We start from the raw sequence: 23,713 nt of genomic DNA, 5'->3' as shown, positions 1-23,713 counted from the left end.
AGGCGGTTTCACCTGCAGAACTGCCATCGGCCATACTTCTGCCGGGGCTCGCATCCGGACGGGTCCGGTGATCGGGGACATCGACTGTGTGGAGTGGCGCACCCGCCACGGGGGACTTCGGGCAGCAGGTGCGCGCACTGCGCGTGCACGCCGGACTCAGCCAGGAGGCACTGGCCCATGCCGGCGGCGTGAGCGTGCGCGCGTTGGCGGACATGGAGCGCGGGCGGACCCGTGGACCGCAGCGTCGCACCGTGCAGGCACTGGCCGAAGCGCTGGGCCTGGACGATGCCGCCGCCGGGCGACTGGAGCGGGCCGCCGCCCTGGGCCGTCCTCGGACGGCACCCGCGCCGGCCGTGCACACCGCCTTGGCGTTGCCGCGCGACCTCCACGACTTCACGGCCCGCGAGCCGGCCCTCGCGCGTCTCGAGGACCTGGCGGAACACGCCGACCCCGCCCGTGCGGCGGTGAACGTGGTCACGGGCCAGCCGGGCCTGGGCAAGACCGCGTTCGCGGTACGCGCCGCGCACCGACTCGCACCGCGCTTCCCGGACGGCCGGTACGCCCTCGACCTGCACGGCATGGATCCCGAGCCGACCACACCGCGCGACGCACTCGCCCGGTTGCTGCGGGCGCTGGGAGTCTCACCCGCCGCGATCCCGGCCGACACGGACGACCGGTCCGGGCTGTGGCGGTCCATGGTCGGCGACCGGCGCGTCCTTCTGCTGCTGGACAACGCGGCCGACGAAGACCAGATCCGCCCCCTGCTGCCCGGCGACGGCCCGTCGCTGACGATCGTCACCAGCAGGAACTCCCTGGCAGGCCTGGAGTCGGTGCACCGCACCGATCTGGCCCTCCTGCGGCGCGAGGAAGCGGTCCAGCTCCTGACCCGCATCATCGGCCCGGAACGGATCCAGGCGGAGACCCAGGCCGCCCGTGACCTGGCCGACCTGTGCGGACACCTGCCCCTGGCCGTCCGGATCGCCGGTCAGCGGCTCCACAGCAGACCGCACGAGCGCCTCGACAAGCTCGTCGCCCGGCTCGCCGCCGAAGGCCGTCGACTGGACGGTCTCCAGGCCGGGAACCTGCGGGTACGCGCCGCCTTCGCCCTGTCGTACCGACAACTGCCCCCGGCGGCACGGACGTTTCTGCGCCGCGCCTCGCTCGCCGCCGGTCCCGACTTCAGCCCCGCGACAGTGGCCCTCCTGGCCGACCTGCCGTACGCCGACGCGGCGGCCTGTGCGGAGGAGTTGACCGACGCAGGGCTGCTGCAGAGCGACCCCGCCGCGGAGCGCTACCGGTTCCACGACCTGCTCAAGCTGTACGCCGCCGAGCAGACGGAAGCCGAGGACGATCCGCGGGAGCGAGAAGCGGCGCTGGACCGGGCGGCCCGGTGGATGCTGCGCCGGGCCACCGCCGCCGCCCTCCGTTTCGACGTCGAACACCATCAGGACGCCCCGCACGGCGACCCCGATCCCAGCGGAGCGCCCCTCGACCGGGAAGAGGCCCGGGCCTGGCTGGAGAACGAACGCCACCAATGGCTCGCCGCACTGCGCCGGGCCCACGACACCGGGCACCACCGGCAGGTCCTGGACACGGCGGAGGCGATGCACTGGTTCTCGGACCTCAACCAGCACTGGGAGCTGTGGGCGGAGGTGTTCCGGCGCTCCGCCGACGCGGCCCGCGCCCTGGGCGACACACGGGAAGAGGCCGTCCACCTCAACTACCTCGCCTGGGCCTACAACCTCTGTCTCCACGACCCGCACGCCGCCCTGACGACCGCCGACGCCGCGCTCGTCGCGGCCCGTGACAGTCAGGACGAACTCCAGGTGGGCTGGGCGCTCGGCTATGGCGCGGGGGCCCTGCATCGGCTGGGCCGGGCGGACGAGGCGCACGCGCGCCTGCGCGAGGCCGCCCGCTGCCTGGGCGCGCAGTCCTCCCCGCAGGCCCGGCTGGCCGAGCTCACCGTCCTGAACACTCTAGGCGCCCACCTGCGCCAGGCCGGCCGGACGGGCGAGGCCCTGGACATCCACCGCCGCTGCGCGGACATCTGCGGCAGCGGGATCCCGGGGATGCCCGACGGGCTGATCGCGATGTACCACGCCGTCGCCCACCAGCAGATCGGCAACGACCTGGCGGCCATGGGCCGCCGGCACGAAGCCGAACCTCCGCTCCGCCGCGCCCTCGCCTACTTCGAGACCGCGCAGATGCCCGCCTGGGCCGAGCCGGCCCGCCTCGACCTGGGCCGCGTCCTCAGCGCACTGCGTCATCCGGAGGCCCGTCAGACGCTGCTCGCCGCCCGGGACGCCCTCGCCGCGCTGAGGAGCCCGCTGCAGGGCGAAGCCGCCTCCGCACTGGCCCTCGACGAACTGAACACGGGCTCCTGACGCACCTGGCTTCGCCCGGGACCGCGTACCTGACGGGGGAAGCTGCCGCACATCAACGGGGGTGCGGCGCTGGGGCGGTGCAGCGCGGTCCGCGCCGCGCGGAGCGGGGCGTCCGTCCGGGCTCCGCTCGGGGACGATCGCCTACCGCGTGCCGGGGAGCCTAACCGTGACGAGGAGACCTCCGGTGGGGAGGGGGACGAGGTCGAGGGTCCCGTCGTGGGCGCGGACGATGCTGTGCACGATGGCCAGGCCGAGGCCGACGCCTGCGTGCTCGTCGGTGCGTACGCGTTCCGTTCCGCGCCGGAAGGGTTCGGTGAGGGTCGGTACCCGTTCCGGTGGGAGCCGACGGCCCGTGTTCTCGACCCGCAGCACGCTCGTGTCGCCGTGCGCCTCGGTGTGGACCGTCACGGTGCCGTCGGCGGGGAGGTTGTGGACGACGGCGTTCTGGACGAGGTTCGTCACCATCCGCAGCAGGAGCTCCGCGGAGCCGCTGGTCCGGGCCGGCCCGCCGGTGACGTCGAGGATGATCCGGCGCTGTTCGGCGAGGGGAAGGAGCGTTTCGGCGGCCTCTTCGGCGAGGAGGGAGAGGTCGACGCTCTCGCGGGTGAAGTGTCCGCGGTCGCCGCGGCCGAGCAGCAGAAGGGCCTCGGTGAGGTCGATCGCCCGCGTATTGACGGCGTGCAGGCGTTCGATGAGTTCGCCCCGGTCCCGCGTGGGGTCCTTGCGGGCGACGTCGAGGAGGGTCCGCGAGATCGCCAGCGGGGTGCGCAGTTCGTGGGAGGCGTTCGCGGCGAACCTCTGCTGCTCGGCGACGTGGGACTCGAGTTGGTCGAGCATCGAGTCGAACGCGTCGGAGAGCTCACGGAACTCGTCCTGGCGGCCCTTCATGCGGATCCGGTGGGACAGCGACCCCTTCCCGGCCATCCGTGCCGCTTCGGTGATCTGTGTGAGCGGTGCGAGCATCCGGCCGGCGAGGAGCCATCCCCCCAGGAGGCCGAACACGAGGAGGAAGGCCAGCGCCGTGGCCGCGGCGGGGGCGAAGCCGCGCAGGAGGTCGGAGCGGTTGGGCCCGACGATGATCACGGCGCCGAACTTCTCCTGGAGGGATCTGGGGTCGTCGGCCGGCAGCCAGCGCAGCACGAACACCCACATGACGGCCAGCAGGAGAGTGCCGGCGACGAAGAGGAATCCGGCATAGCTGAGGGTCAGTTTCAGCCGGGCGCTGTGCCCTGGGCGTCTATGCATCGGTGCCGCCGGGGCCGGTGGCGTTGGTGCCGGGGGCGCTGTCCCCGCCGGGGGCAACGGTGTTCGTGCCGACGTCGATCCGGTAGCCGACGCCGGGCACCGTGGCGATGATCCAGGGTTCGCCGAGCCGTTTGCGCAGTGCGGAGACGGTGATGCGCACGGCGTTGGTGAGGGGGTCGGCGTTCTCGTCCCAGGCCCGTTCCAGCAGCTCTTCGGCGCTGACGACCCCGCCCTCGGCGGCCACGAGGACTTCGAGGACGGCGAACTGCTTACGGGTGAGCGCGACGTAGCGTCCGTCGCGGAAGACCTCCCGGCGGAAGGGGTCGAGCCGCAGGCCCGCGATCTCACGGACCGGGGGCCGGGCATGCGCGCGTCTGCGGTCGAGCGCCCTCAGTCGCAGGACGAGCTCCCGCAGCTCGAACGGTTTGGTGAGGTAGTCGTCGGCGCCAAGGCCGAAGCCGGAGGCCTTGTCGTCGATCCGGTCGGCGGCGGTGAGCATGAGGATCGGGATGCCGCTGCCGGAGGCGACGATGCGCCGGGCGACCTCGTCGCCGGAGGGGCCGGGGATGTCGCGGTCCAGGACCGCGAGGTCGTAGGAGTTGACGTTGAGCAGTTCCAGGGCGGTGTCGCCGTCGCCGGCGATGTCGGCGGCGATCGCCTCCAGCCGCAGACCGTCACGGACGGCTTCGGCCAGGTAGGGCTCGTCCTCCACGATCAGTACGCGCATGTCCGCAGCCTAAGCAGCCCCGCATATCGCCGGCGTATGCGGACACATGTGTCCACCGGGCACGCGACTCAGCCGGCCGGTGCCGGCGCGGGGCGGGGCCGGTCCGACGGCGCTTCCGCCGTGGTGCGCCACCAGCGGCGCGAGGCCAGGCCGGCCAGCACGGCGCCGGTGGCGTTGACCAGTACGTCGTCCACGGAGGACACCCGGTCGAGCCGCAGGACGTACTGTGCGGTCTCGACCAGGGCCGAGCAGCCCGCCCCGAGGGCCAGGATCCGCGGCAGGGACGCCGGCGCCGCGAACCGCATCGGGGCGAAGAACCCCAGTGACGCGAAGACCAGCAGGTTGCCGACGATTCCGAGGGTCCCCATCGTGACCAGGTCCCGCAGCGGAACCAGGCTCACCCGGGCGGGGGCGGTGTCGGCCTCGCCGCCCGGCATCATGGTCAACCACAGGAACGGCACCGTCCCGTGGACCATGCCCACCTCCGCCAGCGACATCCGCCAGGCCCACGTGACGCCGGCGGCACGCCGACGGAGCGCCAGAGCCCACACCACCAGCACGGCCGACGGCAGTGCGACCAACGTCACCAGCACCACGCCGTTGAAGGTGTCGAAGCAGCCGTGCCACCGCCCGGCCATGCACATCGGAGCGGACATCATGAGCGGCCGCCGCACGACGAACAGGGCGCTCGCGAGGCCGAGGACCGCCAGGCCGAGAAGCACGACCCTGCGCGTGCGGCGGGGCGATGCGGACGGAGATGCGTTGTGATTCACGCCCCCATTGGAGACGGACGGCCGTTGCGGCGGCGTATGCGGTTTTCGATACGCCCGCGACAGGCGGCGACGGCCCACCGCGGCCGAGTCGGACACCTGGTCCCGGTGACTCGGCCGCGGTGGGTCTGAAGGGCCGAGGGCTACAGCGTCGAGCCGAAGGTCCAGTGCCCCGAACCGACCGCGTACACGGACTCGGTGGCCGTGGCGCGCACCAGGCGCGTGCCCTTGGGGGCGGTGGCGTGGCCGTCACCGGTGGGGACGTGGATCTCCGCCGTGCTGCCGGCCGGCACCTCCACCGTCAGGCGGAAGCGGTCGTCCGTGCGGGCCCAGTCGGTGCGGGCGAGACCGTACGGGGTGCGGTACGAGCCGGACGCCGAGGTCAGGTCGCCCTCGACGGCCGGGTCGATGAGCAGTTCCGCGTAGCCCACCGATCCGGGGGTCTGCGCGATGCCGGCGACCCTGCTGGTGAACCAGGAGTCGATGGCTCCGAGCATGAAGTGGTTCTGCGACTGGCCGGGGCCGCCGTCCCAGGATTCGCCGAGCGTGGTGTTGCCTGCGGCCACCTGGTAGCCGTAACTGGGGCTGGTGGTCAGGGTGGCGATGCGCTGGACGACGTCGTCGCGGCCGGCCTCGGAGAGGACCCGGAAGGCGGCGGGCAGGGAGATCTCCCCCAGCAGCAGGTGGAAACCCGCGGTCTCGACGGCTCCGGTGAAGTGGGCCAGCAGGCGGTCCTTCTGTCCTTCCGGGTAGGCGCCCATGTCGAGGGCGAGGGCCTCCGCCCCCTGGCCGCCGCCCGCGAAGGTGCCGGTCGCCGCGTCGTAGTACTTGGCCGCCAGGGCCCGGGCGGCGGTGTCGGCCTTCGTCCGGTAGTCCGCCGCCGCCGTGTCGTCGCCGAGGACGGTGGAGATCCGGGCGAGGGCGTCCACGACGCGCCAGTAGCCGTACGTCCCGGCCACCGCGCGCGGGAAGGTGCGGTCCGGGGTGAACCAGTCGCCGAGGCCGTAGTCGAGGATGCCGTCGGTCACCTGGGTCTGGAGGAAGGCCGCGTACTGCCGCATGCGCGGGTAGTAGGTGCGCAGGGTGTCGGCGTCGCCGTAGGTGGTGTAGAGCTGCCAGGGCACCAGGACGAAAGCGCCGCCCCAGTTGGAGTCGTTGCGGTACGCGCCCGGCAGGCTCGTGTACTCGGGAACGGTGCTCGGGATCAGCCCCTCGGCGGTCTGCGCGTCCGCCATGTCCCGGACGATCTTGCGCAGGTGGGCCTGCATGTCGTAGTTGGCGGCCAGTGCGGGGAAGACCAGCTGGTCCTGTTCGAGCCAGCCCAGCTTCTCCCGGCTCGGGCAGTCGGTGAGGACGCTCATCATGTTGCCCTCGACGGCCCGGCGGATCAGGCCGTGGATGCCGTTGATCAGCGGGTCGGAGCTGGTGAAGGTGCCCGCCGAGGCGTTGTCGGTGCGCAGCACCTTGCCGCGCACGGTGACCATCGCCCCGTCGGGCAGGCCCCTCAACTCCAGGTAGCGGAAGCCGTGGTAGCTGAACGTCGGATGCCAGGTGGCACTGCGCGTGTCGCGGGTGGTGTAGCTGTCCCACAGGGGGCCGCCGACGTTGCTGATGGACTGGAAGGCGTGGCCGTCCTTGAGGCTCTCGGCCGGGTAGACGCGGACCTCCGTGCCGGCGGGGGCGCTGACGGTGATCTCCGGCCAGCCGGCGATGTTGCGGCCCAGATCGAAGACGCGGCTCCCCGCGGCTGCGGCGACCTCCTTGCCGGTCAGGGTCTGCACGACCCGGATCGGTTCGGTCTCACGGGCGCTGAGCGCGGCGGGCGCGTCCGTGGTGCCCGGGGCGGCGACGGTGACCGCGCGGTCCCAGGAGCGGTGGTCGCCCCGGGGCTCGTCCCAGTGCGGGAGCTCGCGGCGGGCGTCGTGGTCCTCGCCGCCGTACCAGTTGCTGGAGGTGGTGGGGCCGAGCGTGGTGCGCCAGTCGTCGCCGCTCGTCACGGTGCGGACGCTGCCGTCGGCGAGGGTGATCTCCAACTGCGCGACGAGCTTGGGGTCGCTGATGTTGCCGTACAGCTTGCGGTAGCGGTCGGCGGTGCTGACGACGTTGGACATCCCGTTGCCCAGCGCCACGCCGAGGGTGTTGGCGCCCGCTCGCAGCCGGTCGGTGACGTCGTAGGTGGCGTACTGGACGCGCTCGCGGTAGTCGGTGTTGGCCGGCTCCAGCACGGCGTCGCCCACCGGCTCGCCGTTGAGGGTGGCGTCGTAGATGCCCAGACCGGCGATGTACAGGCGGGCGTTGCGCACGCCGCGCGGCAGCGTGAAGTCGTCGGCGAGCAGCGGCAGTCCGGCGGGAAGGTACGGCTTCGGTGGCTGCTGGCCGGTGACCGCGGAGAGCCGGGTGTACGGTCCGGTCGCGGCGTCGGCCGTGGACAGGGCGTAGTCGACGGGGAAGTTCGGCACGCGGCCTTCGGCGGTGAGGACGTCCGCGCGCGGATGGAGCGCCACCTGGTCGAAGGTCTTGGCCGACTTGAGGTCGAGGGTGAGGGTGACGGGGGTGGCCGAGGTGTCGGCGGAGGTGTGGGCCGCGCTGGAGTAGCCGGCGGCGGTCTGCAGGGCGCTGTTGGGCAGGCCGTCCACGGCGAGGGCCGGCTCGTAGGTCTTGCGGATGGTGGTCGTCTCGGAGGCGGTGACCGCGGCGCCCTTGGCGAGTCCCGTCGTGGCGGTCCCCGAGTCCCGCACGTCGATCTCGCCGAGCTGGAGCCGCCAGGTGCGGGCGTCGACGCTCTCCTTCAGGGGAAGGCCGAGGCGGCTCACGTCGAGCCGGAGGTAACGGGCGGTGGTGCGGGGCAGTTCGACGACGACCGGCTCGATCTGCCGCTCGCTCAGCCGCCAGTCGGGGTGGGTGATCCAGTCGGCGTTCCAGTCGGACGCCCGGGTCAGCCCGGTCTCGAAGACGGCGGTGTCGCTCCAGCCGGAGTCGCGGCCGGCCCCGGACCAGAGCATGACGCGCCAGTGGACGCGGGTGCGGGAGCCGAGCGCGCGGCCCGCGTAGGTCGTCTCCGGTACGGCGGAGGAGACCTTCCCGGAGTCCCACAGGTCGGCCCGGCCGGACCGCAGGCGCTCGGCCGAGGTGGCCGCCTGGATGCGGTAGGCGCCCTGCAGGACGCTCGCGGTGCGGGCCGTGGTCTGCCAGCTGAGCACCGGGGTGGTGTCGTCGATGCCGAGCGCCTCGTCGAGGTGCTGGGTGCGCAGGTGCCCTGGGGTGAGGGTGCCGGCGGTCGCGGCGGAGGCCGTGACGGTGCCGGAGACGGCGGTGACGAAGGCGGTCACTGCGGCGGGCAGCAGGAGGGCGAGGCGCCGCCGTCCGACGCGGGATCCGGATCTGGGCATGGAGGTCCTTCGGGGAGTGGTTCCTGCGGGAAGTGGTTCCTTCTGCTGGGGGTGCGCGTCAGACGCGGTCGAGCACGGCGGTCACGCGGCGCCGGAAGCGCAGGCTCACCGGGCCGAGCAGCCCGGAGGGCAGCGGCTTGTTGCGCTCGTTGGAGAGGGTGTTGGAGACGCGTACGGCGAGGCGGTTGTCTCCGGGGACGAGCAGGCCGGTGACGTCCGTGACGAACGGCGCCCACAGCAGCGGGTCGAGTTCCTGGCCGTTGACCGTCACCCCGGCCACGTCGCGCACGTCGCCGAGGTCGAGCAGGACGCGCCGGCCGTCGAGGACGGCGCGGTCCACGTCGATCCGCGTGGTGTAGGTGCCGCTGCCGGAGAACAGCGGGGCGGTGGCGGTCCAGCTGCCGAGCGGGCCGGTGACCGGGGTGTCGCCGTCGCGGTCCAGGGTGAGCGTCCAGTCGCCGGTGACGGGGACCGGTGTGAGCGGGTCGTCGACGCGGACCGTGCCCCGGTAGGTGCGGCCGGAGTCGGTACCGGTGAGCCGATGGGTGCCGGGCTCCGACACCTCGACCGTGGCCCGCAGTTCGCGGCCGTGCCGCTCGACGGAGAGGACGTCCGCGGAGGCTTCGGTGAGGTGGGGCGGGGCCGTGGCGTGGCGGCGCACGACGACGATCCGGGTCTCGTACGCCTGGAAGGTCAGCGGTAGGTGCAGGCCGCGCCTGCTCGTCCGGTGGACGGGGGCCGGTGTGGTCTCACCGGTCGCCGGGTCCCACAGCTCCGGGACGCCCTCGGCGGCCAGGACCGCGGTGGTCGCGACGGCCGTGGCGCTCTCGTTGTTGAAGAGGAAGGCGGTGTCGTCTCCCCGGGTGACGCGCAGGGCCCGGATCGCCTCCCGGGCGGGTTCCAGGACGGCGACCGCCGCGCCGGCGTCCTGCGCGGCCGCTCCCAGGGCGGTCACGTCGGCGACACGCACCGCGTGTCCCCGTCCGAGGGTGCGGCTGCCGGGGACACCGTCGCCGAACAGGTCGTTGAGGGCGCGGGTCAGGGAGCGGTCGTTGCCGTCGGCCTCGTCGGCGGGCAGCGTGCCCACGGCGACGACGGTGCCCCCGGCCCGCACGAAGTCGGTCAGGGCGCGGACGGTGGCCGCGTCCAGGGTCGGGACGACCGGCAGCACGACGAGGTCGTAGCGGGCGTCTCCGACGGCGAGGCGGCCGGACCGCACCCGGGCGTGGGCCAACAGGTCCGGGTCTTCGGTGAGGGCGCCCTCGTGAAGGAGGTCGAAGTCGACCTGGGCGCGCTCCAGCGCGTAGGCGGCGTCGGCGAGGGCGCCGTCGATCTGGCCCTGCCGGTCGGTGCCGGACCACTGTTCGGCGGCCCGCTGCGGCTGGAGGATCGCCGTACGGGCGGCGGACGTGCCGCGGCCGGCCTCCATGACCCGGCCGATCCACTCGGCGAGCGGTCGCATGGACCACCACCAGGGTGCGCGGGGGCCGAAGGGCGGCGGGAAGTAGACGACCGCCTCGTCGGTCCACAGCGCGTGCAGGACGGTGAGGTTGACCCCGCGGGCGGCCTGCGCCCCGACGGTCGCGTGCACGAAGCCGGGGGTGACCTGCCAGCCCATGTTGCCGAACATCTCCATCAGGGCGCGTTCGCGGCCCATCTGGTGGGCGACCGAGACGGGGTTGCGCGGCAGCATGGTCTGCTGCCCGGCCACGTACTCGGCGGTGATGATGTCGCCGCCGGGGACCTGGGCCCACTGGTTGACCTTGTGCAGGTCACCGGTGGTGGGGATGCGCTTGGTGGGGGCGGCCTCGTCGTAGAGCGGGTTGGTGATCAGAGCGACGTCCCGCTCCTCGCACCAGCGGGCCTGGGCGCGGAAGTACCGGGCGAACCGGTTGGAGACGGCCTGCCAGTAGCGGCCGCGCGCGATCCGGCCGGTGCGGCCGAGGTCGTCGAAGGCGGCGGCATAGGCGACGCCGGGCTCGACGTCCACCGCGCGCAGCGCCTTGTCGAGCGTCGGCGACCAGGGCAGCCGCTTGAAGTGGGCCTCGGCGGAGGCGAAGAACGGCTCGTCGTCCCAGAAGCCGGGGACGACGGTGCCGAAGTACCGGCGGAAGCGGCGGTGGTACTCGCCGGGGACGATGTCGAGGAAGAGCCGTACGGGCTCGTCGTCGAGCAGGTCCACGTAACTGCGGCTGTAGCCCTGGGTGTCGTCGATCAGCGGCACGCCGCCGAACAGGTCGATCTGCCAACGTCCCTCGGGGACCTGCCAGCTGCCGTCCTTCGCGAGCCGTGCCGTCAGGTCGACCACGTCGGAGCCGTCGGTGGAGCCGGCCGGGCGGGCCGCGGCGGCGACGGCCGTGACGCCGAGGGACTCCCGCTCGGGGAAGTCGCCCGCGGCGGCCGCGTCGTCGAACGTCGTCGAGTACAGCGTGGTGCCGTCGGCCGCGGTGACGGCGAGGCTGTCCCACAGGCCGCGTTCGTCACCGACCGCACGCACGCCGACGCTGCCCGAGGGGTGGTGCTCGTCGGTCACGGAGCCCTTGTCTCGGCCGTCGAGGGTGACCGAGACGGTGGCGCCGCGGACGGTGACGGCGAGGGTGTGGTACTTGGTCTTGTTGAAGCCGTCGGTCCGGGTGCTGCGCAGCAGTTGCACGGGGTCGGCGTCCCGGGTCAGTCGCTGCACGGTGACGACACCGGTCTGGTCGAAGGCGACCGCGTAGCCGTCCAGGGCGTCCGCGGAGGCCCGTACGACGAGCCCGGCGGCGGTGTGGTCGGCCTTGGCGCTCGCGGTGACGGTCAGGTCGCTCCACCGCTCCCCGCCGCGCAGCACGGTGGCCCCGCCGAGGACCGCTGCGTCGGCGACCAGGTGTCCGGCCTCCACGCCCACGCCGGTGCTGCGGCGCAGGTCGGCGCGGGCCGGACCCTGGACCACCGTGGTGGAACGCCACAGGGCCTTGAGCCGGAGGTCCGGGCGGGGCCGGTAGGTGCGGGAGCCGACCGTGCCGCCCTTGACGATGTACTCGCCGGCCCGACCGCTCGGGAAGTGGTCGTCGTTGAACAGCCACACGCGCATTCCGGTGCGTTCCGCGGTGCGCAGCACGTGCTCGACGATGTCGAACCAGTCCTCGGTGAAGAAGACGGGCCGCATGGCATCGTTGTCGAAGGAGAAGAGGATCACCTCGTACATGCCCTTGTCCCGCAGGTCGGCCAGCTGCCGGTCGACGAGTTCCGCGGTGACGGGGCCGTTCCAGTACCAGTAGACCGTAGGGCGGCTGTCCTTGGGCGGGTCGGTGAAGCGCCGGGTGGTGAAGGCATCGGGGGCGGGTGCCGGATCCCGGGGCGCGGCGGAGGCGGCCGGTACGGCGAGGCCGAGACCGGGCAGGCCCGTGGCGACGGCGGTGCCGATGCTCGCGGCGGCGACGAATCCGCGTCTGGACAGCGGGACTTCGGGGGTCTGGCCGGGGGTGATGTCGGACATGCGTGAGCTCCTGCGAAGTGCGGCGCGCGGCCGTGACGGATCGGAAGAGGAAGGTGCGGGTGCTGCGGGTGCGAACGGGTGACGTGCTCAGCCGGCCGTCAGCCGCGCCGCTTCGGACGCGGTGAGGGCCCGGTTGTGCACCCGCAGATCGCGTACCGCACCGTGCAGATACGGGTGGGTGCTGTTCTGTGAGCGCCCGAGATAGCTGCGGGTGGTCCTGCCGAGCAGCAGCGGGCTCGCGACCATGGCCGGGTTGCGGCCCGCCTCGGCGCCGTCCAGGTAGAGCACTGCGGTGCTGCCGCCCAGGGTGAGCGCGAGGTGCGCCCAACGGCCCAGGGGCAGGGGGTCGGTGGCGTCGACGAAGTCCTCCCGCTCCATGCCGGCGATCTTCAGCGCGGCCCGGGCGCGCCCTGCGCCGGTGGTGGCGGCCAGGAAGAGATAGGTGTCCTTGTGATAGCCGAAGTCGAAGACGCGGGCCGAGGCGGCGAGGGTGTCGACCCGGACCCGGACGCTGATCGTCACCTCGTCCAGCCCGCTCAACAGGCCTGCGGGCAGGGCGACATGACCGCCGCTGCCGTTGAGGGACACGGCCGGCCCGGTGCCGTCGTCCTCCCAGGTGGCGCCCGGGGACGGCGTCGCGTCGGAAAAACTGCCGGTGCGGTCGGCGGCGGCGCCCGTCCCCTCGTCGAACGGATAATGGGCGACGTCCCGGGCACGGCCCCGGCGCGGGGTCACCGCCCAGTAGACGTTGTAGCGCTGGTGGTGCACCTCGTGGAACGGCCGCAGTGCCACGGACCGGTCGTCCGCGAGCGCGGTGAACCGGGTGGAGGTGCCGGTGACGGGGCGCAGCGACTGCGGGCGGATCGTCGGGACCGTGGCGAGTTCGGTGTCGCCGTACTCGCCCGCCAGCACCAGAGGGCCGTACGACAGCGAGGTCACCTGGGGGTTGTCGGGTGCCGGGGTCCACACGGCCCGGCGCGGGAGGGTCAGTTCGACCGTGTCCCCGGCGCGCCAGGAGCGTTCCACGGTGGCGTACGAACCGGGGCGGACCCGCGTGGTGAACGGGTGTCCGTTGACCTTCAGCGCGGCGGCGTGTCCGGTGTCGGCCACCCAGGCGGGGATCCGGATCCGCAGCGCGAAGCGCCCCCGCCCCGCGGTGACGGTGAGCCGTGTCTGCCCCTGCGACGGGTACCGCGTCTGTTGACGGACCGTCACTCCACCCTGCCGCCAGCGGACTTCGGAGGGAATGAACAGATTGACGTAGAGCGACGGCGACCGGTGGTCACGGGAGCGGAAGTAGACCGAGTCGGCGAACTTGGTGTGGGTCTCCAGGCCGGTGCCGTGGTCGCAGGAGAAGTTGTCGTAGTCACCGCTGTAGCTGCCCGGGGCCGAGCCGAGTCCACCCTTGGGTTCGCGCCGGGAACCGGCCCACAGACCGGTGTAGTAGGTGACGAACCCGTGCGCCGAGTCGGGGTCCTGCTCCGCCAGCATCTGGTTGTAGAGGGTCCACTCGTAGTGATCCATGTACTCCGCGCGGTCGGGGCGGTGCAGGAAGAGATGCCGCCCCAGTTTCAGCATGTTGTAGCTGTTGCAGTTCTCGCAGGTGACCTCGGAGAGCCTGCTGACGATCTCGTCGGGCGGCCCGAAGAGTTCCTGGTTGGAGTTACCGCCGATGGCGTACGAGTGGTGGCGTACGACGGTCGTCCAGAAGGTGTCCGCGATGTCCAGGTAGCGGGACTCCCCCGTGGCCTCGTAGGACGGGACCGTTCCGACGATCTTGGCGATCTCGGTGTTGGCGTGGCGGCCCGCGAGCTCGTCACGGCCGGCGGCGAGCGGGGCGTACAGCTCCTCGTGGTCGAACCGCCGGGCGGTGCGCAGGTGGGCGGGGTCGCCCGTCACCTGGTACAGCCGCGTCAGCACGTCGTTCATGCCGCCGAACTCGACCTTCAGCAGGTTCTGCATCCGCTCGTAGGACAGCGGCGCGGTGCGGGCCTCGGCCCACGCGGCCATCGCCCGCAGCACCTCCAGGGCTTCGCGGTTGCCGCTCAGCCGGTACTGGTCGAGCAGACCCGCCATGATCTTGTGCAGGGTGTAGTAGGGCGCCCAGGGCTTCCCGCCCGCCTCCAGCTGGTCGAAGACCGCCTCGGGGAACGCCGAGAGGTAGCCGGGCGTGAAGCCGACGGCCGGGGCCGCCCGCTGGCACTCGGCGAGCGCGGTGACGAGAGCCCTGCCCTTGTCCGCGTACGCGGAGTCACCGGTGGCGGCGTGCGCCTGGGCCAGCCCGCTGAGCAGATGGCCCGTGGTGTGGCCACGGAGCTGGACGTCGGGAGCCTCCCAGCCGCCGCAGGGCTCGGCCGTGGAGGGCAGGCCGACGGTCCTGCGGAAGGTGTGCAGAAGCCGGTCGGCGTCCACGAAGAGCAGATAGGCGCAGGTGCGACGCATGTTGGCGAGAAAGGGGCTCTCCAGGAGCCGGACCTCGGACAGGTCGAAGGCGGCGAGGGCGGGGTCGGCACCGACCCCTCCCCCGTCTTCGACCGGGCGGGGTGCCGCATCGGCGGCGCGGGCCGCCGCGGTGGGGCCGACCGCCGTGACGGCCACCGCGGTCGTGGCGGTGAACAGCATCTGACGGCGGGACGGGCCGGCGGTGTCGCGTGGTGCGGGCAACGTGCGGGACTCCCTTCAGCAGGACGCGGAAGCACGAGACAGACAGCCGCCACTCCGCACCGACGGGCGAAGCGCTGCGCTGCGCTGAATTGAATCGTTCTACTGTGCAGGCGCAGACGCTAAGCTCGACCATGACAAGCGTCAAGACTTCTCACAGGGATTGATCGAAGCCGCCCGTGAGCAGATGCCTAACTCCCAGCTCAGAGCCGTGATGTGACGTACAGTGGAAGGTTTCCCCTTCACGCCGCATCACGGGTCCACCTTGAGCCAGGTCATTGAAACGTTCAATTGGCCGGGACCGCGGGCCGCCGGGCTCAGTCGCGGCGCACGCCGACGTCACCGTTGACCGTCGTCAGGGTCATCGCCGGGCCCCGGCGGTCGTCGCTCGTGGGCACGCCCACCGTGGCCCGGCCGTTGTCCGTACCGGCCGTGACCAGATACGCGGGGGCGTCGTGCGGAACGGTGACGGCGACCGAGCCGTTGGTGGTGGCGGCGGTGACTCCCGACGGCGCGGTGGCGCACGCGAGGATCACGTCACCGTTGGTCGTCGCCGCGTGCAGCCGGCCCGCGTCGAGCCCCGTCGCGCGCACCGAGCCGTTGCGGGTGGCCAGCCGTACCGGTGCGTCGTCCTTCCCTGAACGCGTCACCGTCACATCGCCGTTGACGGTCGTGACGTCCAGCGCCGCGGCGAGTCCCGCCACGTCGACGCCCGCGTTGCGGGCACTGACCGTGACACTCACGCCGTCCGGGACCTTCACGTAGGGCGTTCGGGGACATGCTTCCTCGCCCCGCTCCCGCTCCCCCTCCCCGTCCGTGTCCGTGCAGGACAGGTCCAGGGTCCAGGTGCCGTCGTCGTGCGACCATTCGCCGTCGGCGCGATCGTCGACGGTGACACGACGGCCGTCGGCGGGGCGCAGCACCAGCCCGTTCTCGGTGGTGATGACGAGGTGGGTCCCGGATCGCGCGAGGGCGGGCGTCCCCGCCGCGGCCGGTCCACCGGCTCCCTCGTGTTCCTGGTCACCGCATGACACGGCGAAGGGGAGGACCGTCAGCACAACGGTCCCAAGCAGCACGCGCCTTGCCGGCTTCGCCTTCATGCCCGTCCGGGTGCCCCGAGTCGGCACGGTCATGACCGCGGCACACCGCTCGCCTCGCATGTTCCAAGACGGGCTGATCACCCGCTACCACCGCTACGTGGACACCTACGCCGTCGCCAAGGCCTGCTTCGACGACTGACCGCCCCCGGGAGCTCGCTCAGCTTGCTTCGAGAGCCTCCCACCCACCTCGAACGTCTCCTGACGGCGGTCACCCCGCTGCCGGGGCCACTGACTCATGGCCCCGGCAGCGGGTTCAACGGTGCGATGCGCCGTCCCTCCCGTGGATCAGGGGAACGAGGTCACCTTCGACGGCACGGTGTCCGTTCCCGAGGTCGGGGCGCCGGTGTCGTTGATGACATGGGCGTACTGGCCCTTGCCTCCCAGGGAGATCACCTGGAGGTTGTGCATCTTGACGCCCGCCTTGACCGGGACCTGGAAGCCGTGGCGCTGCACGATCGAGGGATCGGAGGTGTAGTTGCAGTAGCTGCCCAGACCCCAGGCCTCGTGCACGGCCACCGTGTCGGCGACCTTGTAGGCCGCCCATCCGACGATGCCGTCGTGCGTGACCGCGGCGGCGTTGGGGGCGTCGTAGGCCTTCTCGTTCTGGAAGAAGATCGTGCGCCCTCTCTCGCCGCTCCATAGGACGTCGTACTTGTTGAAGTGCTCCACGAACAGGCCGGTGGCCAGGACGTCGTCGCCGTTGACCCGCAGTCCGTAGTCGGCCCGGTTGGTCTCCCAGCCCACGCCTTCGCCATGGTCGGCACGCCAGATCCAGGTGTGATCGATGACGACGTCGTCGCTGTTGACCACGACGGAGTCGGTAGCCAGGCCGGGGCCCGCGCCGCCGATGCGGATGAAAACGTCCTGCATGGTGGTCGGGTTGGCGGAGTGGTCCGAGGCCGCTCCGGCCGGGCCGATCTGCAGCAGGGTGTCGGACCGGGTGGCACCGGCGTCGATGAGGAATCCGGCCAGCCGGACGCCGTCGACGTCCGCGACGTGCAAGGCGTCGACACCCCCGTCGGGCACGATGGTCGCCAGGCCCAGCCCGAGCACCACGGTGTCGGCGCGGGTGACGTTGATCGTCTGGTCGAGGTGGTAGACGCCTGGCGTGAACAGCAGGTTCAGGCCCTGGGCCAGTGCGGTGTTGATGGTGGCGGCCGTCGCGCCGGGTTTGACGACGTAGAACTGGCTGAGCGGGAGCGAGGTCCCGGCGTTGGCGGGCCAGGACACACCGCGCGCGTTGGTGCGCTTGGCGGGGACGAAGACCTTGTAGTCGTTGCCGTCGAGGTACAGGAACGGCTTCTCGCGGGAGATCGGGGTGGTGTCCAGCGTGGTGTAGGGGCCGGTGTCGAAGTTGGTCGCCGGGGCACCCTGGACGCCGGTGAACGTCATGTTCCACACGCCGTTGGTCCAGCCGCCCACGGAGCTGTCCCGGGTGTACCACTGCTGCTGGGAGTAGGGGCCGACCGTGCCGTCGATCTTGGAGTCGGCGATGTAGCCGCCGGAGGCCCATCCGTAGCCGTTGGGGGCGAGGTTGAGGCCGCCCTTGACGTGAATGCGGCGGAACGGCGCGGCCTGGGCGACGGCCCAGCGGTCTGTGCCGTTCGACGGTGTGATCGCCAGGTTCTCCGCCGAACGCCAGAAGTTCTGCGTGGCGTTGCCGTTGAACCAGCCCGCGTCCACGGTGATGTCGCCGTTGATCTGGGTGTCGTCGGGGTTCAGTCCGAGGCCTGATACGGAGGTGTAGAAGCCGAGTTGGGCGTTGATGCCGTTGTAGGTTCCCGGCTTGAGCAGGAACTGGTAGCGACCGGAGCCGAACTGCGCGGACTCCTGCTGGGCGAAGACCTGGTCGAACCGCTGCTGGAGGTTGGGCGTGGAGGGGTCGACGACGATCACGTTCGGACCGAGGTCGCCGCCGCCCTGGACCGGGCCTCCGGTGCCGCCGGACGTGGTGTGGACGGCGAACTCCCAGAGCGAGTAGCCGTAGGCCGTCCCGCGGGCCGTCCCGAGAACGCGGACGTAGCGGCCCGTCCCGCTGACGTCGTAGGAGGCGCGACCGCCGGTCGCGCCGGTGACGGTCTTGAGGGTGTTCCAGTTCTGGCCGTCGGCGGAGGCCTGGATCTGGAAGTCCTTGCCGTACGCGGCTTCCCAGTTCAGGTCGATCCCGCAGATGTCCTGGGACGAGCCCAGATCGACGCTCAGCCACTGCGGGTCCGAGGCCTGGCTGGACCAGCGGGTGGAATCGCTGCCGTCGAACGCGGCGGACGCGGGGGTGCCGGCATTCTCCGTCGAGGACGCCGAAGCGGTCTTGCCCTGCGCCGAGTTGACGGTGGAGCAGGCACCGGGCTGAGGCGTTCCGCCGGTGGTGCCGAACACCTGGAACTCCCAGACGGAGTAGCCCCATTGCGTCGCCCGGTGGACGCCCTGCAGACGTACGTACCGGCCTTGGCCGGAGACCGCGAGCGTGTCGGTGCCGCCGTCTCCGCCCGTGACCGTGCGCAGGTCGGTCCAGGTGCTGCCGTCGGACGAGGACTGGATCTTGTAGTCCTTGCCGTAGGCCGCCTCCCAGTTGACGACGACCTGGCTGATCGTGGCGGCGGTTCCGAGGTCGACCTGCAGCCACTGGTCGTCGGTGGCCGCCGAGGACCACCGGGTGCCGGTGTCGCCGTCGACCGCGTAGGGCGCGGGCGTGCCCGCGTTCTCGTTCGAGGATGCCGTTGCCGTTCTGCCCTGGGACAGGTTGGCGTCGGCAGCCACAGCCACTGGTGGCTGGATGGTGGGCAGGGTGATCAGCGCTGCCGTGGCGGCGAGCGCGACACCCAGGGATCTGAGTCTCATGAAGGTCCCTGCGGGTGCGTCGGGAAAAGGACACGAGGGCGCCGGCAGCAGCCGCGGCGGTACGCCAAGGTCACTGCTGCGACGCTTAGTTCACGTCTTGATTTAACTGATGAGTTCTCAGTCTCGGCAAGCCTTCGAAAGTTGAAATCTTTCCGGACCTTCTTTCGCCGCATCCCTTGACATGTTGACGACATGCCCGCACGGCGAGACTGTCGGCTCGGCCTCCGGGCACCGGCCCGCCTGCCCGTCCGGGTCGAGGTGTCCGTGGCGGGGTCGGCTCGTGGGCGAGGGCGGTCGCCGATCGCGCCTGCGTGGCAGCAGCAGTGGCAGTGGCAGTGGCAGTGGCAGTGGCAGTGGCAGTGGCAGTGGCAGCAAGGAACGGCGACGGTGCCTGCGGAGGTCGTCTGCGGCTCGGGCGCATAGGATCGCGGACATGGCACTGCGACCTGTTCAGGTGAACATCAAGGCTGTTGACGGCTCGGCGGTCGGCCGGTTCTGGGCGGAGGCGCTCGGCTGGAGTGCCTACAGCCCCGGTGTCACCACCTACGTCGGACCCGCCGGCGGCCTCGTCTGGCCGGACCCGGTCGCCCTCGGCATCGACGTCGTTCCCGTCCCGGAACCCAAGACGACGACGAAGAACCGTGTGCACCTCGATCTCGCCACCACCTCGGCGGCCCATCAGGCGGAGTTGGTCGCGCGCCTGAGGGAACTCGGTGCGACGCCCGTCCACGTGGGTCAGGGCACCGTGCCGTGGACGGTCCTCGCCGACCCGGAGGGCAACGAGTTCTGCGTGCTGGAGCCCCGGGAGATCTACCAGGACACCGGGCCGATCGCCACCGTGGTGGTCGACTGCTCGGATCCGCGGGCCATGGCCCGGTTCTGGGGCGAGGCGACGGACTGGACCGTGCACGACGTGACCGACGATCATGCGTCGTTGCGCTCCGCCAAGGGTGCCGGCGGCCCGTATCTGGAGTTTCTCCGCACTCCCGACGTGAAGACCGTGCCGGACCGCGTCCATCTCGACCTGCTGCCGTACCCCGGTGACGACAAAGCAGCGGAGGTGGACCGACTGCGGGCGCTCGGCGCCACCGACCTCGACCTCGGCCAGGGCGATGTCCCGTGGACGTGCCTGACCGACCCGGAGGGCCACGAGTTCTGCGTCCTCGCCCCGTCCTGACGTGGAGCCTTGATGCCTTGACGACACCCGCCGTCGGCCACACCCACCGTCAGCCGTGCCGGAACCACGTGTCGCGGGCCGGGCTGGGACCCGGTTCCCGGCGGGGCGCACGTACTGGAGTCGCCGCTGCGGCTCGCGGCCGCACCGGTCTCGTCTTTCGCACAACCGATTCCTGACTCATTTCTTCGATCGATGCGGGACAGGCCTCAGCCGCCGCGTCCGGGTCGGCCGCCGCTCACCCAGTGGTCGTTCACCGTTCATGCTTCGCCCTCATCCTCCTCACGCGGCACACGCGCGCCGCGCAAGGCCGCCGCAGAAGGCAGCGGCAATCGGGAGGGCATCATGGGACACGGGCACGGACACGCGCACGGCCATCACCATCACGGCCAGGAGCACCACCACGACCACGAGGCCGCCCCCGCGCTGCCCGCCGCCTTCGATGCCTCCGTGCCCGACCAGGCACTCAGCCCCGAGCAGCGGTCCCGCCGTTCGCTGCTGCGCCGCGCCGGACTGCTCGGCGCCGGGTTGGCCGCCGGAAGCGTGCTCGGCCAGACGGCGGGAGCGACTCCGGCCGCCGCCGCCCCGGCAGCCTCCGCCGGCGGCGGCCGACGCTCCAACGGCTTCCTCTGGCTGGCCGGCGACCACCACATCCACACCCAGTACAGCAGCGACGGCAAGTACCGCGTCGTCGACCAGGTCCGGCAGGGCGCCAGGCACGGTATGGACTGGCTGGTCATCACCGACCACGGCAGCACCACGCACGCCAAGATCGGCGTGGAGAAGGTCAACCCGGACATCAAGGAGGCCCGGACCGCACACGAGGACACTCTCGTCTTCCAGGGCCTGGAGTGGAACATCCCGGGCGCGGAACACGGCACCGTCTTCGTCCACCCGGGGCAGAACGAGGTCTCCGTCCTGAAGCAGTTCGAAACCGACTACGACGGCAGCGTCAAGAACGCCTCCGACTCGACGCCCGCCAACGAGGCCCTCGCCGTCGCCGGTCTGGCTTTCCTCGGCGAGCAGGTCCGACGCCGGAAGGTCAAGGACGCGCTGATGCTCGCCAACCACCCGGCGCGGCGCGGTGTCGACTCCCCGCACGAGATCCGCGCGTGGCGCGACGCGACGCCCACGAGTCACCAGATCGCCGTCGGCTTCGAGGGCGCGCCCGGCCACCAGGCCGCCGGCCTGCCCGCCCCGCTCGGCCCGGCCCGCGCTCGAGGTATCTACGACAACAGCCCGAGCGCCAACTCCTTTGCCGGGTATCCCCTGGAGAGCTACCGGACCTGGGGCGGCTTCGACTGGATGACGGCCACCGTCGGCGGCCTGTGGGACAGCCTGATCGCCGAGGGCAAGCCCTGGTGGATCACCGCCAACTCCGACTCCCACCAGGTCTACGCCGACACCGCCGTGCGCGGCCCCGGCGGCGACTTCAACACCGACGGCCGCTACCAGGACCCGGTCTACGGCGGCCGGATCGACATCTCCCAGGGCGACTACTGGCCCGGCCAGTACAGCCGTACCCACGTCGGCTCCGACGGCTTCTCGTACGCCGCCGTCATGGACGGCATCCGCGCCGGGCGCATCTGGGTCGACCACGGCCAGCTGCTCAGCGGGCTCGACGTGCGGGTCTCCGGCGGCAGCCGCTGGGCCACCCTCGGCGGCGCCCTGCACGTGAAGAAGGGCACGAAGGTGACGCTGACGGTCGACGTGGCGCTCGCCGGAGGCGCCAACTGGGCTTGCTTTGCACCTGAGTTGGCGCGCGTGGACGTCATCCAGGGCGATGTCACGGGACCGGTTTCCGACAGGGACACGTTCACCGCGCCGACCGCGAAGGTCGTCCGCACCTACGAGGTGAACAAGTCGAGCGGGACGGTACGGCTCACCTACGACCTCGGACGCGTGGACCGGCCGGTGTACGTCCGACTGCGCGGCTCGGACGGCAACCGCAGCGCCGTCGGCGCCATGGGTGCGGCCGTCGACCCGGCCGGCCCGGCGATCGATGTCGTCGGCGACGCCGACCCGTGGGCCGACCTGTGGTTCTACACCAACCCGGTGTGGGTACTGCCGTCGTGACACGGCCCGTCCGCACGCCGCACGACCTCACGCCGCACGACCTCACGCCGTACGTCCTCACGGTGGACGCCGGTCTGCGCGATCTGCGCGCCGCCGACCACCTGCTCCGCACGTTCGCGGCCGAACTCCCCCTCACCGGAGGGGGGTTCGGCTGTACCCACCTCGTGCGGGGCGAGCGGCCGCGCGTCGTCGTCTCCCTCGCACCGGAGTCGGGCGAGGAACTGGACGACGTGCGCGCGCGTCTGGTGGCCATGGGGTACGAGGTGACCGAGGGCGCCCCCGACGCCGTGGGCCGCGCGGTGCTGTACCCCGGAGCGGACGTTCTGCGCGGCACGCTGTCGATCGAGGAGGTGCTGTCCGTGTCCGCGATCGACCACGTCGCGGTACTGGGGGCGGCTGGTCGACCTGACCCGTCCATGCCGCTGGTGACGCACAGTCATGTGCGTCCGCTGTGGCAGAGCGGTGAGCTGGTGCTCACCGCGATGCCCGCCGTGGGCGGCACCCTGGTCCCGTTCGAGGTTCCCGACCCGACGCCCTGCTGCGCGGACCACTGAGATGTCAGCGCCGCGAGAACCCCGCAACGGGGTCCGGCCTACTTGGCTTTCAAGCGTGCGGTCAGGCGTGACAGCAGGGGCACCGCCGCGGCCAGCGTCTCGCGCTCCTCGGAGTTCAGGACGTCGTTGATCGCGGTGCCGAGCCAGTCCGCTCGGCGTCGGCGCTCCTCCGCCAGGCGGTCACTTCCCGCGGGTGTGAGGTGGAGCAGGAGCTTGCGGCCGTCGCTGGGGTGCGCCTCGGCATGCACAAAGCCCTGACCGAGGAGTTCCTTGACCGCCTTGGCGGCCGACTGGTGGGTGACTCCCCGCTGTTGAGCTACGTCGGCGGTGGTCATCGGGCCGCTGCGGTCCAGGTAGCCCAGGACGGCGGCCTCGCCGGGAGGCATGGTGTCGGCGGCGCGCACGGTACGCACGAGCTGTCCGATGGTCAGGCGAAGCTCTTCGGCCAGCTGGTTGTCGTCCATGGCGCCAGCCTACTCACACTGACCAACCAAGCTGTACAGCTTGGGTGCCTTGTTTCATCCCGTGAGCGAGCCGCCCTCCTCGAACGTTATCTACAGTCCAGGTGTACAGTTTAATTGCAGGAAATCGTTCGTACCGGAAGGACCCGCGGTGAAGCTCACCAAGCACGCCCACGCCTGCGTCACGCTCGAGAAGGACGACACTCGGCTGGTCATCGACCCCGGCGCCTTCACCCCGGACGCGGCCGGGGCCGTCTCCCGGGCGCACGCCGTACTGATCACTCACGAACACTTCGACCACTTCGACGAGAAGCTCGTCGCCGCCGCGCTCGAAGCCCGGCCCGAGCTACAGGTGTACGGCACCGCCGCCGTGGCGACCGCCCTGGGCAGCCGGAACAGCCGCGTCCACGCCGTCGCCGCGGGCGACACCCTCACCGTCGGCTCCCTCACCGCCACCGTCCACGGCCACCGCCACGCGCTGATCCACGCCGACATCCCGTGCCCCGACAACGTCGGCTACCTCTTCGACGACGGAGCCCTCTACCACCCCGGCGACGCCTACTTCGTGCCCGACGCTCCCGTGCACACCCTCCTGCTGCCGACCAGTGGCCCGTGGACCAAGCTCGGCGAAGCCGCCGACTTCGTCCGCGCCGTCAAGCCCGAGCGCATCATCCAGATCCACGAACTCATGCTCAGCGACCTCGGCCAGCAGTCCACCGCCAACCTCCTGGGCGAGAACGGCCTGACCGGCACCCCGATCAGCCGCCTCGAGCCCGGCACCACCGTGCAGCTGTAAGGCGCCGGACTCCAGGAAGCGGGCATGCGGTCGGCGGCTTCGACATCGCCGGCAGAACTG

The 23,713-nt window shown here is 71.7% G+C and carries 15 protein-coding genes; 6 read left to right on the top strand and 9 right to left on the bottom strand.

Going from position 1 to position 23,713, the window contains the following annotated elements:
* Positions 1-86: 86 nt before the first annotated feature.
* The gene (locus tag OG933_RS42680; RefSeq protein WP_405632724.1) at positions 87-2,384 is read left to right on the top strand and encodes an ATP-binding protein; all 2,298 of its coding nucleotides are present in this window, start codon (positions 87-89) and stop codon (positions 2,382-2,384) included.
* A 141-nt stretch (positions 2,385-2,525) separates the two neighbouring features.
* Here OG933_RS42680 and OG933_RS42675 read toward each other — a convergent pair whose 3' ends face one another.
* The 8 genes from OG933_RS42675 to OG933_RS42640 all read right to left on the bottom strand — a co-directional run bounded on the left by OG933_RS42675 (position 2,526) and on the right by OG933_RS42640 (position 18,592).
* The gene (locus OG933_RS42675) at positions 2,526-3,629 is read right to left on the bottom strand and encodes a sensor histidine kinase (protein ID WP_405632722.1); all 1,104 of its coding nucleotides are present in this window, start codon (positions 3,627-3,629) and stop codon (positions 2,526-2,528) included.
* Positions 3,622-4,356: a response regulator transcription factor gene (locus tag OG933_RS42670; RefSeq protein ID WP_362526000.1), complete on the bottom strand. Its 735-nt coding sequence runs from the start codon at positions 4,354-4,356 to the stop codon at positions 3,622-3,624. The genes OG933_RS42675 and OG933_RS42670 overlap by 8 nt, the downstream gene beginning before the upstream one ends.
* 68 nt (positions 4,357-4,424) lie before the next feature.
* Positions 4,425-5,129, bottom strand: coding sequence for a VanZ family protein (locus OG933_RS42665; RefSeq protein WP_405632719.1), 705 nt, complete (start codon positions 5,127-5,129; stop codon positions 4,425-4,427).
* A gap of 140 nt (positions 5,130-5,269) precedes the next feature.
* Positions 5,270-8,515: a family 78 glycoside hydrolase catalytic domain gene (locus tag OG933_RS42660; RefSeq protein WP_405632718.1), complete on the bottom strand. Its 3,246-nt coding sequence runs from the start codon at positions 8,513-8,515 to the stop codon at positions 5,270-5,272.
* 58 nt (positions 8,516-8,573) lie between these two features.
* A complete protein-coding gene (locus OG933_RS42655; protein ID WP_405632715.1) occupies positions 8,574-11,993 on the bottom strand; it encodes a glycosyl hydrolase in 3,420 nt (1,139 codons plus the stop codon).
* Between the two features lie 87 nt (positions 11,994-12,080).
* Entirely contained in the window at positions 12,081-14,657 is a 2,577-nt protein-coding gene (locus OG933_RS42650) for a beta-L-arabinofuranosidase domain-containing protein (RefSeq protein WP_405632713.1), read from the bottom strand.
* Between the two features lie 314 nt (positions 14,658-14,971).
* The gene (locus OG933_RS42645; RefSeq protein ID WP_405632711.1) at positions 14,972-15,787 is read right to left on the bottom strand and encodes a DUF4097 family beta strand repeat-containing protein; all 816 of its coding nucleotides are present in this window, start codon (positions 15,785-15,787) and stop codon (positions 14,972-14,974) included.
* A gap of 252 nt (positions 15,788-16,039) precedes the next feature.
* Complete coding sequence (locus OG933_RS42640) at positions 16,040-18,592, bottom strand: discoidin domain-containing protein (RefSeq protein ID WP_405632710.1); 2,553 nt, start codon at positions 18,590-18,592, stop codon at positions 16,040-16,042.
* A gap of 192 nt (positions 18,593-18,784) precedes the next feature.
* On the opposite strand from OG933_RS42640, the gene OG933_RS42635 reads away from it, so the two are divergent.
* The 4 genes from OG933_RS42635 to OG933_RS42620 all read left to right on the top strand — a co-directional run bounded on the left by OG933_RS42635 (position 18,785) and on the right by OG933_RS42620 (position 22,396).
* Positions 18,785-19,015 carry a hypothetical protein gene (locus tag OG933_RS42635; protein WP_405632709.1) on the top strand — a complete coding sequence of 77 codons (231 nt, stop codon included), beginning with the start codon at positions 18,785-18,787 and terminating at the stop codon, positions 19,013-19,015.
* Between the two features lie 10 nt (positions 19,016-19,025).
* Positions 19,026-19,769, top strand: coding sequence for a VOC family protein (locus OG933_RS42630; protein WP_405632708.1), 744 nt, complete (start codon positions 19,026-19,028; stop codon positions 19,767-19,769).
* Between the two features lie 342 nt (positions 19,770-20,111).
* A complete protein-coding gene (locus tag OG933_RS42625; RefSeq protein WP_405632705.1) occupies positions 20,112-21,842 on the top strand; it encodes a PHP domain-containing protein in 1,731 nt (576 codons plus the stop codon).
* Complete coding sequence (locus OG933_RS42620) at positions 21,839-22,396, top strand: hypothetical protein (RefSeq protein WP_405632702.1); 558 nt, start codon at positions 21,839-21,841, stop codon at positions 22,394-22,396. Before OG933_RS42625 ends, OG933_RS42620 begins: the two co-directional genes overlap by 4 nt.
* Before the next feature lie 38 nt (positions 22,397-22,434).
* Here the strand turns inward: OG933_RS42620 and OG933_RS42615 are convergent, their stop codons facing one another.
* On the bottom strand, positions 22,435-22,860 hold the full coding sequence (locus OG933_RS42615; RefSeq protein ID WP_362526023.1) for a MarR family transcriptional regulator: 426 nt from the start codon (positions 22,858-22,860) through the stop codon (positions 22,435-22,437).
* 148 nt (positions 22,861-23,008) lie between these two features.
* Here OG933_RS42615 and OG933_RS42610 point away from each other — a divergent pair, with 148 nt between their 5' ends.
* Complete coding sequence (locus OG933_RS42610; RefSeq protein ID WP_405632700.1) at positions 23,009-23,653, top strand: MBL fold metallo-hydrolase; 645 nt, start codon at positions 23,009-23,011, stop codon at positions 23,651-23,653.
* The last annotated feature ends 60 nt before the right edge of the window (positions 23,654-23,713 follow it).

The sequence above is a fragment of the Streptomyces sp. NBC_00016 genome (genome assembly GCF_045040885.1).
In the GTDB taxonomy this organism is placed as follows: Bacteria; Actinomycetota; Actinomycetes; order Streptomycetales; family Streptomycetaceae; genus Streptomyces; species Streptomyces coriariae.
Note: the sequence above shows the minus strand (reverse complement) of the source record. Positions and strands in the feature narration are given on the sequence as shown.

What these genes read in the sequence shown, in the direction of transcription:
- OG933_RS42670 (WP_362526000.1), bottom strand. Translation starts at nt 4,356, where the DNA reads ATGCGCGTACTGATCGTGGAGGACGAGCCCTACCTGGCCGAAGCCGTC.
- OG933_RS42655 (WP_405632715.1), bottom strand. Translation starts at nt 11,993, where the DNA reads ATGTCCGACATCACCCCCGGCCAGACCCCCGAAGTCCCGCTGTCCAGA.
- OG933_RS42635 (WP_405632709.1), top strand. Translation starts at nt 18,785, where the DNA reads ATGCCCGCACGGCGAGACTGTCGGCTCGGCCTCCGGGCACCGGCCCGC.
- OG933_RS42640 (WP_405632710.1), bottom strand. Translation starts at nt 18,592, where the DNA reads ATGAGACTCAGATCCCTGGGTGTCGCGCTCGCCGCCACGGCAGCGCTG.
- OG933_RS42625 (WP_405632705.1), top strand. Translation starts at nt 20,112, where the DNA reads ATGGGACACGGGCACGGACACGCGCACGGCCATCACCATCACGGCCAG.
- OG933_RS42645 (WP_405632711.1), bottom strand. Translation starts at nt 15,787, where the DNA reads ATGACCGTGCCGACTCGGGGCACCCGGACGGGCATGAAGGCGAAGCCG.
- OG933_RS42675 (WP_405632722.1), bottom strand. Translation starts at nt 3,629, where the DNA reads ATGCATAGACGCCCAGGGCACAGCGCCCGGCTGAAACTGACCCTCAGC.
- OG933_RS42630 (WP_405632708.1), top strand. Translation starts at nt 19,026, where the DNA reads ATGGCACTGCGACCTGTTCAGGTGAACATCAAGGCTGTTGACGGCTCG.
- OG933_RS42615 (WP_362526023.1), bottom strand. Translation starts at nt 22,860, where the DNA reads ATGGACGACAACCAGCTGGCCGAAGAGCTTCGCCTGACCATCGGACAG.
- OG933_RS42660 (WP_405632718.1), bottom strand. Translation starts at nt 8,515, where the DNA reads ATGCCCAGATCCGGATCCCGCGTCGGACGGCGGCGCCTCGCCCTCCTG.